Origin of the sequence: Sphingomonas phyllosphaerae FA2, assembly GCF_000427645.1 — a bacterium.
Lineage (GTDB): Bacteria > Pseudomonadota > Alphaproteobacteria > Sphingomonadales > Sphingomonadaceae > Sphingomonas > Sphingomonas phyllosphaerae.
Genome location: NZ_KE386571.1, coordinates 2,683,069 through 2,694,870, shown reverse-complemented (window position 1 = coordinate 2,694,870; position 11,802 = coordinate 2,683,069). Strand labels below are relative to the sequence as shown.

12 protein-coding genes are annotated in these 11,802 nt (G+C 68.3%); 6 read left to right on the top strand and 6 right to left on the bottom strand.

The window, feature by feature from the left end; translation table 11 throughout:
- Positions 1-4: 4 nt before the first annotated feature.
- From SPHPH_RS0113105 to SPHPH_RS0113095, 3 genes are read left to right on the top strand one after another with little or no spacing between them, the layout of a single operon-like run.
- Entirely contained in the window at positions 5-856 is an 852-nt protein-coding gene (locus SPHPH_RS0113105) for a CheR family methyltransferase (protein WP_028967093.1), read from the top strand.
- Between the two features lie 5 nt (positions 857-861).
- The gene (locus tag SPHPH_RS0113100) at positions 862-1,935 is read left to right on the top strand and encodes a protein-glutamate methylesterase/protein-glutamine glutaminase (protein ID WP_028967092.1); all 1,074 of its coding nucleotides are present in this window, start codon (positions 862-864) and stop codon (positions 1,933-1,935) included.
- A 16-nt stretch (positions 1,936-1,951) separates the two neighbouring features.
- Positions 1,952-3,628 (top strand): hypothetical protein, encoded by a 1,677-nt coding sequence (locus SPHPH_RS0113095; protein WP_028967091.1) that lies wholly within the window; start codon positions 1,952-1,954, stop codon positions 3,626-3,628.
- Between the two features lie 153 nt (positions 3,629-3,781).
- Here SPHPH_RS0113095 and SPHPH_RS0113090 read toward each other — a convergent pair whose 3' ends face one another.
- Both SPHPH_RS0113090 and rnd read right to left on the bottom strand, forming a co-directional pair.
- Positions 3,782-4,072, bottom strand: coding sequence for an I78 family peptidase inhibitor (locus SPHPH_RS0113090; protein ID WP_028967090.1), 291 nt, complete (start codon positions 4,070-4,072; stop codon positions 3,782-3,784).
- Positions 4,069-5,244 carry a ribonuclease D gene (gene rnd, locus SPHPH_RS0113085; RefSeq protein ID WP_028967089.1) on the bottom strand — a complete coding sequence of 392 codons (1,176 nt, stop codon included), beginning with the start codon at positions 5,242-5,244 and terminating at the stop codon, positions 4,069-4,071. Before rnd ends, SPHPH_RS0113090 begins: the two co-directional genes overlap by 4 nt.
- 123 nt (positions 5,245-5,367) lie before the next feature.
- Between rnd and aspS the strand changes: the two genes are divergently transcribed.
- Positions 5,368-7,185, top strand: coding sequence for an aspartate--tRNA ligase (gene aspS / locus SPHPH_RS0113080; RefSeq protein WP_028967088.1), 1,818 nt, complete (start codon positions 5,368-5,370; stop codon positions 7,183-7,185).
- 361 nt (positions 7,186-7,546) lie between these two features.
- Here the strand turns inward: aspS and SPHPH_RS0113075 are convergent, their stop codons facing one another.
- Positions 7,547-8,176 carry a carbonic anhydrase gene (locus SPHPH_RS0113075; RefSeq protein WP_028967087.1) on the bottom strand — a complete coding sequence of 210 codons (630 nt, stop codon included), beginning with the start codon at positions 8,174-8,176 and terminating at the stop codon, positions 7,547-7,549.
- Positions 8,177-8,217: 41 nt separating this feature from the next.
- On the opposite strand from SPHPH_RS0113075, the gene lipA reads away from it, so the two are divergent.
- Complete coding sequence (gene lipA, locus SPHPH_RS0113070; RefSeq protein ID WP_337587829.1) at positions 8,218-9,159, top strand: lipoyl synthase; 942 nt, start codon at positions 8,218-8,220, stop codon at positions 9,157-9,159.
- A 6-nt stretch (positions 9,160-9,165) separates the two neighbouring features.
- A complete protein-coding gene (locus SPHPH_RS0113065) occupies positions 9,166-9,636 on the top strand; it encodes a type II toxin-antitoxin system RatA family toxin (RefSeq protein WP_028967085.1) in 471 nt (156 codons plus the stop codon).
- On the opposite strand, the gene SPHPH_RS0113060 is transcribed toward SPHPH_RS0113065, so the two are convergent.
- From SPHPH_RS0113060 to SPHPH_RS0113050, 3 genes are read right to left on the bottom strand one after another with little or no spacing between them, the layout of a single operon-like run.
- A complete protein-coding gene (locus tag SPHPH_RS0113060; RefSeq protein ID WP_028967084.1) occupies positions 9,588-10,100 on the bottom strand; it encodes a CinA family protein in 513 nt (170 codons plus the stop codon). The two genes, SPHPH_RS0113065 and SPHPH_RS0113060, sit on opposite strands and share 49 nt — an antisense overlap.
- Positions 10,097-10,627, bottom strand: coding sequence for a hypothetical protein (locus SPHPH_RS0113055; protein WP_028967083.1), 531 nt, complete (start codon positions 10,625-10,627; stop codon positions 10,097-10,099). The genes SPHPH_RS0113060 and SPHPH_RS0113055 overlap by 4 nt, the downstream gene beginning before the upstream one ends.
- A complete protein-coding gene (locus SPHPH_RS0113050; protein WP_028967082.1) occupies positions 10,624-11,751 on the bottom strand; it encodes a bifunctional 2-C-methyl-D-erythritol 4-phosphate cytidylyltransferase/2-C-methyl-D-erythritol 2,4-cyclodiphosphate synthase in 1,128 nt (375 codons plus the stop codon). The genes SPHPH_RS0113055 and SPHPH_RS0113050 overlap by 4 nt, the downstream gene beginning before the upstream one ends.
- Positions 11,752-11,802: the final 51 nt, after the last annotated feature.

The window sequence follows — 11,802 nt, the reverse complement described above, 5'->3', positions numbered from 1 at the left end:
GCATATGAGCGCACCGGCTCGGGTCGCGTCGGTCGAGGATGCGCTGTCGAAGCGCGATTTCGACCAGATCGCGCGCTACATCTACGCACAGGCGGGCATCCGCCTGCCCCCGGCGAAGCTGACGATGATCGAAGGTCGGCTGCGGCGGCGCGTGCGCGCCACCGGGCGCGAGACGCTGGGCGACTATTGCGCCTGGGTCTTTCAGGACGACAATCTTGCGGAGGAACGACAGCATCTGCTGAACGCGGTCACGACGAACAAGACCGACTTCTTCCGCGAGCCCAAGCACTTCGACTATCTGCAAGGCGTCGTCCTGCCGCAGATGCTGGCCGAGGGGCGCCGGCGGTTGCGGGTGTGGAGCGCGGCCTGTTCGACGGGGGCGGAGCCCTATACGATCGCGATGGTGCTCGACGCGTTCGCGCGTGACCGGCGCGGGCCGGACTTTGGCATTCTCGCCACCGATCTCGATACCGAGGTGCTGGCGGCGGCGCGGCGCGGCATCTACGCCGGGGCGATGGTCGATCCGGTGCCCGCGGCACTGCGCCAGCGCTACGTACTGCGCCCGCGCGAACGCGATCGCGACGACGTGCGGATCGTCCCGGAATTGCGCAGTGCGATCGGGTTCGCGCAGCTCAACCTGATGGACGCATCCTATCCGGTCGGCGAGCCGATGGACATTATCTTCTGTCGCAACGTCCTGATCTATTTCGACAAGGCCACGCAGGAGCAGGTGGTGCGGCGGTTGGCGGCGTGCCTGCGCCCCGACGGGCTGCTGTTCCTGGGGCATTCGGAATCGATCGCGGGATTCTCGCTTCCCCTCACCCCGGTGGCCAACACCGTGTTCAAGAAGATCTGACGGCCATGAAGAAAATCCGTGTCCTGGTGATCGACGACAGCGCCAGCGTGCGTCAGGCGATGACCGCGATCCTTTCCGCCGATCCGCAGATCGAGGTGATCGCCGCGGCCGCCGATCCGTTCGCGGCCGCGCGGCATCTGCAGGCCGAGGTGCCCGACGTCATCACGCTGGACGTGGAGATGCCGCGGATGGACGGCATCACCTTCCTGCGGCGGTTGATGGCGCAATGCCCGGTGCCGGTGGTGATGTGCTCGTCGCTGGTCGAGGAAGGTTCGGAGACGTTGCTCCAGGCGCTGGAAGCGGGCGCGGTCGACGTGATCCTGAAGCCGCGCGTGGGCGTCGCCGATCATCTGGCGGAAGCGCATCTGATGATCCGCGAGACCGTCAAGGGGGCGGCGCGCGCGCGTGTGACCGGGCGGCGGGCGACTCCGTCGAAGGCACCGCAGCAGAAACTGTCCGCCGACGCGGTGCTGCCGCCACCGACCGGGCGCGCGATGAGCAAGACCACCGAGATGGTGGTGTGCATCGGCGCGTCGACCGGCGGGACCGAGGCACTGCGCGAGGTGCTGGAGGAACTGCCCGCCAATTCGCCCGGCATCGTGATCGTCCAGCATATGCCGGAGAGCTTCACGCGCGCCTTCGCGCGGCGGCTCGACGGCCTGTGCCAGATCGACGTCAAGGAGGCCGAGGACGGCGACACCGTGATGCGCGGCCGCGCGCTGATCGCGCCGGGCGGGCTGCGCCACACGATGCTGGAGCGGCAGGGCGCGCGCTACGTCGTGTCGGTCAAGGAAGGGCCGCTGGTGTCGCGGCATCGCCCGTCGGTCGACGTGCTGTTCCGTTCGGCGGCGCGCAACGCCGGGTCGAACGCGGTCGGCATCATCATGACCGGGATGGGCGACGACGGCGCGCGCGGGCTGCTGGAGATGAAGACCGCGGGCGCACGCACCTTCGCGCAGGACGAGGAGACGTCGATCGTCTTCGGGATGCCCAAGGAAGCGATCGCGCGGGGTGCCGCGGACAAGGTCGTGCCGCTGGGGCGGATCGCACGCGAGCTGCTGACCGCGACGGCGCGCTGAGAGGAAAGGACACAAGATGCTGCTGCGCACTATCGATCCCGCAACCGCGACCGCGTTGCCGCTGGGCGGACTGGCGGACGATCTGGACCTGCTGATTGGCGATCTGGAATCGCGGTTCCGCGCGGTGGGCGAAACGCTGGCATCGACGATCAACACCGTCGACCGGATGGCGACCGGGCTGGACGAGGTGCAGCGCGCCTTGTCGCCCGAAGTGGCGGGGGCGGCGGTCGACAAGTTGCGGCAGGCCGCGCACCGGCTCGGCACGCTGCCGCAACAGCGCCGGCAGCGCGCGGGACAGATCGGCGCGCTGACGCTGCGCACGCGCGAGCTGCGCGAATTGCTGTCCGACGTCGCGGAGCTGCTGCGCACGCTCAGCATCTACGGCATGAACATCAAGATCGCGTCGTCGGGCGAGATGTCGTTCGTGCAGTTCGCAACCGGCATGGAGGGCAAGCTGGACAGCGGGCGGCGCGAGCTGAAGCAGTTCGAGCAGGAACTCGCCAGCTTCGGCACCGTGGTGCGCGACGTGAAGGAAGCCGACGACCTGCTGGCCGACGAATGCCGCAAGGTGCCCGCAACCGTGCCCGGCGAATTGTCGGGCAATGCCGACGTGCTGGAGCGGCACCTCGAATCGACCGCCAAGATGGCGCGCGACGTGCGCGCGATCATGCAGAAGGTGCAGGCCGAGGTGGCGCGCATCCTGGGCGCGATCCAGGTCGGCGACAGCGTGCGCCAGCGCGTCGAACATTGCGCCGCGATCCTGCGCGCCGCGCAGGCCGAACCCAACACACCGGGCGCGAGCGCGCATCTGTCGCGGCTGGTCGCGGCGCAGATGGCGGGGATCGCGGAGGATTTCCGGCGCGAGATGGGCGCGCTGGTCGGCTCGCTCGCGCAGCTCGGCCCGCTGGCCGAGGGGTTGATGAAAATCGTCGCCGCGCAGGCGCAGGGCGAGGAGAGCGAGGCGCTCGGCAAGTTGCAGAGCGGCATCGCGGGGCTCGGCCATGTCACGGGTCGGCTGAGCGAGGCCGATCGCCAGCTGGAGGGACTGACGGCGTTCGTCGCGAACACGATCGCCGATCTGTCACGCGGGCTTGGCCGTATCCAGCGCATCGCCATGGACGTGCAGGATATCTCCACCAACACCCGCCTGCTGTGCCGTCGGCACGGCATCATCGGTCGCGCGGTGGCGGTGATCGCGACCGAGGTGAACCCGTGCGCGACGCGGCTGACGCGGCTGAGCAGCGACATCGAACGCGTCGTGCAGTCGCTGGGGATGCTCGACCTGCGCCCCGAGGGTGCCGGTGGCGCGGGTGGGTCGACCGGCGCGCTCGACGATGCGTTGGCGGTGGTGCGCAGCGCCTGCGAGACCTCGGACCACGCGATGTCCAGCGGCGGCGACGAGGCGCGGCGGATCATCGCCACGCTTCAGGAGGATGTCGGCGCGTTGCAGCACGAGCAGGGGTTCGCCGACCAGCTCGACGTCGGCGCGGTGGTGCTCAACCGTCAGGCAATGGCGACCGAGCTGAGCGCGGCGGACGAGGAGGTGCTGCGGCGGCTGCTCCCTTGGGCGGCCGGGCTCTATACGATGGCGTCGGAGCGCGAGATCCACGCCGGCTTCCTGCTGCCCGGCATGGAACAGCCCGCCGCACCGCCGCCGCCGGCGTTCGACGATGACGACGACGGGTTGTTCTGATCGCTGTCATTGCGAGCGTAGCGAAGCAATCCAGGGCGTCTTGGTCCGTCCCTGGATTGCTTCGCTACGCTCGCAATGACGGCGCTCTGCCCGATGGAGGGTATCGTGCCCCTCTCGTCGTCGTCCCGGATCGCGTCCGGGGCGACGGCGGGATCAGCCGCAGCTGAACTTCACCACCTTGCCGGCTGCGTCGCGCTCGATGTTCAGCCGGTCGGGGCGGAAGTCCATCGTCAGCATGTCGCCGCTGCGGTAGCTGCGCACGAAGCGCGCGCCGCTGCGCTTTTGCGCGTCGGCGGTGACGTCCGCGGCCATGCGCCCGACGAGCGATTCCACCGCATTGGCGTCGCACTGTACGCCCGGCGCAGCGGCCGCCGCGATCGGTGCCGCAGGTTTTGCGCACGCGCCCAGCGCCAGCAGCGTCACCAGTCCGATTGCGCGCTTCATACCGCCGACTCCGTCCGCGTCATCTTCAGCCGCCCGTCCTGCACCGCGAAGCCAAGTCGCCCCTCGACCAGATCGAGCGCGTCCTGCCCGAACTGGTCGAAGCGCCAGCCCTGCAGGATCTGCAACCCCTGCCGCTGCCCGGCGGCGAGCAATTCCAGCTCGTCGCCGCGCGCCAGCAGTCGCGGCGCGACGTCAATGTCGCGCGCGCGAATCTTGAGCAGCAGCTTCAGGAGGTCGGCGACCAGTGCGCCTTCCTTGCCGAGCCCCGGCTTACGATCCTCGCGCGGGGGCATCTCGTCCTCTGGAAGCGGGCAGGCGGCGTCGATCGCTGCCATCAGCCGCGCGCCAATGTCGTTGCCGGCCCACGTCTGCGACAGCCCGCGCACCTTAGCGAGATCGACCTGCTTGCGCGGCGGGTGGCCGGCGAGATCGGCGATCGTTTCGTCCTTGACGATCCGCCCTCGCGGCAAATCCTTGGCCTGCGCCTCCAGCTCGCGCCACTTGGCGATCGCCTTGAGGCGGCCGAGCACTTCGGGCTTGCGGCTGGCCACGCGCACGCGCTTCCACGCGACATCGGGGTCGTTGGCGTAATTGGCAGGATCGGCGAGCCGTTCCATCTCCTGATCCAGCCACGCCCCACGCCCGGTCTTGCGGAGCCGTTCCAGCATCTTGGGGAAGATCTTCGACAAATGCGTGACGTCGCCGATCGCATATTCGATCTGCCGCGCGTCGAGCGGGCGGCGCGCCCAGTCGGTGAAGCGCGCGCCCTTGTCGATCTGCACGCCCAGCCAGCTGTCGACGAGGTTCGAGTAACCAATCTGCTCGCCTTGCCCCAGCGCCATCGCCGCGATCTGCGTATCGAACAGCGGATGCGGGGTGCGCCCGGTCAGGTTGTAGATGATCTCGATATCCTGCCCGCCGGCGTGGAAGACCTTGAGCACCTCCTCATTGTCGACCAGCAGGTCGAGCAGCGGGCCGAGATCGATCCCCGGCGCCATCGGGTCGATCGCCGCGGCCTCCTCGGTATCGGCGATCTGGATCAGGCAGAGCTCCGGGTAATAGGTGCTCTCGCGCATGAACTCGGTGTCGACGGTGACGAACGGGGCATCGGCAAGGCGGGCACAGAGATTGGCGAGCGTTGCGCTGTCGGTGATGAGCGGATGGACGTGCATAAGCGCCCGTCCATAGCCCGGCTCACGCGCCTTGACAAAGTGGGTTCCGAAAGGGGAGGGCGACGCCTGTCGGAAATGTGGCCGTGCGCGTTCGCGCGGTCGCCCATTGGTCAGAGATTTTTCATGCACGCCTATCGCACCCACCATTGCGCCGCGCTGTCCGCCGATCAGGCCGGGGACACCGTCCGCCTCTCCGGCTGGGTGCACCGCAAGCGCGACCACGGCGGCGTGTTGTTCGTCGACCTGCGCGACCATTACGGGATCACGCAGATCGTCGCCGACAGCGACTCGCCCGCGCTGGCGATCCTCGACGCGGTGCGCGTCGAGTCGGTGGTGACGATCGACGGCAGCGTGAAGCGCCGCAGCGAGGGCACGGTGAACGGCAATCTCGCGACCGGCGAGATCGAGGTCTATGCGCGCGGTGCGACCGTGCTGTCGGCGGCCGAGGAGTTGCCGATGCCGGTGGCGGGCGAGCAGGATTATCCCGAGGATATCCGCCTGCGTTATCGCTTCCTCGACCTGCGCCGCGAGACGCTGCACGCCAATATCGTGCGCCGGACCAAGGTGATCTCCGACATGCGTCGCCGCATGGAGGATGCCGGCTTCACCGAATATTCGACCCCGATCCTGACCGCCTCGTCGCCCGAGGGCGCGCGCGACTTCCTGGTGCCGAGCCGCATCCATCCCGGCAAGTTCTACGCGCTCCCGCAGGCGCCGCAGCAATACAAGCAATTGCTGATGGTCGCGGGTTTCGACCGTTATTTCCAGATCGCGCCGTGCTTCCGCGACGAGGACCCGCGCGCCGACCGGCTGCCGGGCGAATTCTACCAGCTCGATCTGGAGATGAGCTTCGTCACGCAGGAAGAGGTGTGGGAGACGATGGAGCCGGTGATCGGCGGCATCTTCGAGAAGTTCGCCGATGGCCGCACCGTCACCCCGGTCGGTGAATTCCCGCGCATTCCGTACGACGAGTCGATGCTGAAGTACGGCAGCGACAAGCCCGACCTGCGCAACCCGCTGCTCATCACCGACGTGTCGGAGCATTTCACGACTTCGGGCTTCGGCTTGTTCGAGAAGATCGTCGGCTCGGGTGGCGTCGTCCGCGCGATCCCGGCGCCGAAGACCGGCGAGAAGAGCCGCAAGTTCTTTGACGAGATGAACGACTGGGCGCGCAGCGAGGGCCATGCCGGGCTCGGTTACGTCACCCGCAAAAACGGCGAGTTCGGTGGGCCGATCGCCAAGAACCACGGCACCGAGGGGATGGAGGCGCTCTATTCCGCGCTCGGTCTCGGTCCCGACGACGGCCTGTTCTTCGCCGCGGGCAAGCCGGAGCAGGCCGCGAAGCTCGCCGGTCTTGCGCGGACCCGCGTCGCCGACCAGCTCGGGCTGATCGAGCAGGGCGCGTTCCGGCTGTGCTGGATCGTCGACTTCCCCTTCTACGAATATGACGAGGACGAGAAGAAGGTCGAGTTCGCGCACAACCCGTTCTCGATGCCGCAGGGCGGGATGGACGCGCTGACCGGGCGGGACCCGCTGACGATCAAGGCGTATCAATACGATCTGGTCTGCAACGGCTATGAGATCGCGTCGGGTTCGATCCGCAACCAGTCGCCCGAGCTGATGGTCAAGGCGTTCGAGCTGGTCGGGTTGTCGAAGGCGGATGTCGAGGAGCGCTTCGGCGGCCTCTACCGCGCGTTCCAGTACGGCGCGCCGCCGCACGGCGGGATGGCGGCCGGCGTCGACCGGATCGTCATGCTGGTGTGCGACGCGCAGAATCTGCGCGAAGTGTCGTTGTTCCCGATGAACCAGCGCGCCGAGGACCTGCTGATGGGCGCGCCGTCGCCGGCGTCGGTGAAGCAGCTGCGCGAGCTGAGCGTGCGGGTGACGGCGGATGCGCCGAAGAAGGACGCGACGGCGACGGTCAGCCCGCACGCGGGGTGAGGGGAAGGCTCTCGCGCGCCCTCGTCATTCCCGCGAAGGCGGGAATCCAGAACCTCTGACGTCTGCGATCCTCATGATGACCTGCGCGTCTGGATTCCCTCCTTCGCGGGAATGACGGAGACCCGTCGCCCCTGCGCAGCCGTCGCCCCTGCGCAGGCAGGGGCCCATGTCTGTTTCGTCTCGCGGTACAGCGCGGACACATGCCCGACCCGTGTGTCCGTGCGCACACATTCCCACTCGACAGCCATAGGCCCCTGCCTGCGCAGGGGCGACGGCTTGTGGGGCAAGGCCGCGCTCCACAAAGAAGACGGCCGCCCCGCTCCTCGAAAGGAACGAAGCGGCCGCCGCACATCAGAACCGCTTACGCGGCTTCGTAATGGCCGTCTTCCTGCAGCACGTTCAGCTTGCCGTCCTTGATCGCGAACACCGCGCCGTGCAGCGTCAGCGAGCCGTCCTTCAGCCGCTGCTGGACGAACGGGAAGGTCTTCAGATTCTCGATCGACACCTTGACGCCCTCGCGCTCCAGCGCGGTCTGGCCTTCGGGGCCGTCGCCATGCTCAGCAATCACCTTCTCGCGCGCCTCGTCGAGCAGCTTGATCCACTCGGCGACGAACCCGCCTTCACCCGGCTTGGCATCGCGCAGCGCGCCCGACAGCGACGCCTTCACGCCGCCGCACTGGCCGTGGCCCAGCACCAGGATCTCGTCGACCTTCAGCACCGTGACCGCGAATTCCAGCGCCGCCGACACGCCGTGCAGACCGCCCGACGGGTCGAACGGCGGGACGAGGTTGGCGACGTTGCGCACCACGAACACTTCGCCCGGCACCGTGCCGAAGATTGTCGCGGGATCGACACGGCTGTCCGAACAGGCGATCACCATCACCTTGGGCTCCTGACCCTCGGCCAGCTTGCTCCAGCTCTCGCGCTCCTCGATCCATTCGTTGCCGCGGAAGCGGTAATAGCCCTCGATCAGGTCGTGGAACTTTCTCATGCCGTAAAAGCCCTTCGTTGTTTCAGGTGGAAGTAAACGCTATCTGGACGCCCATGAACGACATGACCCCGCTCCCGGCTCCCCAGCGGCAACGCAAGCCCGACTGGATTCGGGTGAAAGCCCCGACCAGCGAGGGCTTCGCCGCGACTCGCGCGCTGATGCGTTCGAAGAGCCTGACGACGGTGTGCGAAGAGGCCGCCTGCCCGAACATCGGGGAGTGCTGGACCAAGAAGCACGCCACCGTCATGATCCTCGGCGATACGTGCACGCGCGCCTGCGCCTTCTGCAACGTGAAGACGGGGATGCCGCGCGCGGTCGATCCGATGGAGCCGCAGAACGTCGCCGATGCGGCGGCGCAGATGGGGTTGGCGCATATCGTCGTGACCTCGGTGGATCGCGACGATCTGCCCGATGGCGGTGCGAAGCAGTTCGTGAGGGTCATCGAGGCCATCCGTCGCACCAATCCAAATACCACGATCGAAATTCTGACCCCCGACTTCCGCAACAAGCATGAGGCGGCGGTCGAGGCAATCGTTGCTGCGCGTCCGGACGTATATAATCACAATCTGGAAACCGTGCCGCGGCTGTATCCGACCATTCGGCCCGGTGCGCGCTATTATGCATCGCTGCGGTTGCTTGAAAGCGTCAAGAAACTTGACCCATCCATTTTCACCAAGTCGGGCATCATGCTCGGTCTGGGCGAGGAACGGCTGGAAGTTCATCAGGTGATGGACGACATGCGCTCCGCCGACATCGATTTCCTGACGATGGGGCAGTATCTCCAGCCGACGCCGCGCCACGCCAAGGTCGCCGATTTCGTCACCCCGGCGGCGTTCGACGCTTATGCCGCGATCGGGCGCGCCAAGGGCTTCCTGCTGGTCGCCTCGTCGCCGCTGACGCGGTCGAGCTATCATGCCGGCGACGATTTCGCGAAGATGAAGGCGGCGCGCGACGCGAAGCTGGCCGCGCGCCCCGCCGCCTGATCCCGGATGCCCAAGCATAGCGAGACACGCCGGCTGCCCTATACGCCGGAGCAGATGTTCGACCTGGTCGCGGACGTGCGGCGCTACCCGGAATTTCTGCCGTGGGTCAGCGCGATGCGCGTTCGCAAGGACACGCCGGAAGAGACGCTCGCCGACATGATCGTCGGGTTCAAGGGGCTGCGCGAAACCTTCACCTCCAAGGTGACCAAGCAGCACCCCGAGACGATCCGCGTCGAATATATCGAAGGCCCGCTCAAATATCTCAACAACGACTGGCGATTCCGCGCGGACGGTGAGGGCGGGTGCCTCGTCGATTTCTCGGTCGATTTCGCGTTCAAGAACCGGATGTTCGAGATGCTGGCGGGGCAGGTGTTCGGCGTCGCGCTGCGCCGGATGATCGGCGCATTCGAGGAGCGCGCCGCCAAGCTCTACGGCGCGTCGGGCAGCAGCAGCTCCAGCGCGCACAGCGCCGCCTGAAGCCGCACCCCGCCGCGGCCGAGGTCGCCGAAGAAGCGCTTGTCGGCGATCACGTCCGCGGGATCGCCGCCGCGCTCGGCGCGCGCGAACACCACGGTGCCGACCGGCTTCTTCTCGCTGCCGCCGCCCGGCCCGGCGACCCCGGTTATCGCGACCGCAACGTCGGCGTCGGACTTGGCGAGCGCGCCCTGCGCCATGCTCCATGCCACCGCGATCGACACCGCGCCGAACGTGTCGAGCACGTCGCCGCTGACGTTGAGCAATTGCTGCTTGGCGGAATTGGAATAGGTGACGAACCCGGCCTCCAGCACCTCGGAGGAGCCCGGAATTTCGGTCAGCGCGGCGGCGACCAGCCCGCCCGTGCAGCTTTCGGCGACCGCGACACGGCGTCCGGCGGCGCGGTTCGCCTCGACCACGCGGCGCGCGGCGTCGACCAGTTCCTGTGGCAAGGTGATGTCGTTCATCGTGTGGCCCCCGCCGGACACACCGGCAGATCGGGGATGTCGGTACGCTTCCCCTTGTTCTTCTCGGACTTCAGATATTGCAAGGTCGCGACGACGATCCCGGCGGTGTTGCGCGCCGGCAGCGGCTCGAGCAGCGTGACCAGCCGGTCGAGCGTCGGGCAATCGCCGGCCTGGATGCGCCCGGTGATCTGCGGCGCGAGAAGCGAGGTGAGCATCGGGCGCGCATAGTCGCTGAGCAGCAGCAGTTCCACCGCCGGATCGCTCAGCTTCGCGATCGCGGTGCGCGCGGTGGGCCAGGCGCGATCGGCCTCGCGGTCGTATTTGGCGAGAAAGTCGCCGCTCGGCCGACGCAACAAGCTGGTCGCGGGCAGCGCCGCGCAGACCCGCCCGGCGTCGCGGATGATCTCGGGCATCGCCACCAGCGCGATCGACTCGGCATCGGCCGCGCTCAGGCACGGCGTCTGCGCCGATGCGGCCGGTGCCGCTAGCATCGCGACCAGCGCGAACAGCCCCGCGAGGCGTTTCATGCCCGCCCCGCGCGCGGCAGTTCGATGGTCGCGACCGCCTGCGCCGCGATGCCTTCGCCACGGCCCGTGAACCCCAGACGCTCGGTGGTGGTCGCCTTCACGCTGACCCGATCGGTCGAGAGGCCGAGAAGTTCCGCGATCCGCGCCTGCATCGCCGCGCGGTGCGGGCCTATCTTGGGCGCCTCGCACATCAATGTCAGGTCGACGAAGGTGATCCGGCCGCCGCGCGCCTCGACCAGCGAGCGGGCGTGTGCGAGGAACTGCCCCGATTCGGCACCGCGCCATTGCGGGTCGCTCGGGGGGAAGTGCGTGCCGATATCCCCGGCCGCGATCGTGCCGAGCACCGCGTCGGTGATCGCGTGGAGCGCGACATCGGCGTCGCTATGCCCCGACAGGCCCTGATGATGCGGGATCAGCACGCCGCCAAGCCATAATTCCTCGCCATCCTCCAACCGATGGACGTCGAACCCGCTCGCCGAGCGCGTCTCGGTGGCGACGCGCGCCTCGGCGGCCGCGAAATCGGCGGGGTAGGTGATCTTGTCGAGCATCGTATCGCCTTCGACCATCGTGACGTTTTTGCCCAGCGCGCGCACCATCTGCGCGTCGTCGGTGGCGACCGGTCCGTCCCATGCGGCGTGTGCGGCGGCGACCGCCTCGACGCGGAACGCCTGCGGGGTCTGCACCCGGCGCAGCGTGTCGCGCGCAACGGTCTTGCCGTCGGTCGCGACCAAGGTGTCGGCGACCGGCAGCACCGGGATCGCGCCGTCGGCATGGTCGAGCGCGGCGAGCAGCCGGTCGACCACCGCCGCAGGCACGAACGGGCGCGCCGCGTCATGGACCAGCACGCGGGTCGCATCGCCCAGTGCGGCGAGCCCGGCGGCGACGCTGTCGCGCCGCTCCGCGCCACCCGTCACCCACGCCGCATCGGGCAAGGCGGCGCGCAGCAGCGGCTCCTGCCCGGGCGCGACGACGACCAGCACGCGCTCGATCGCGGGATGCGCGACGAGCGCGTCGTAACTCCACGCGAGCATCGCGCGGCCCGCGACGGGCGCGAATTGCTTCGGGAGGGTGCTGCCGCTGCGGGAGCCGGTGCCGGCGGCGACGATAAGGGCGACCGTGGTCATGGTCGCGCCCCTAGCCGGTCCTGACGGGCGCGTCACCTCGCCTGTTGGTGG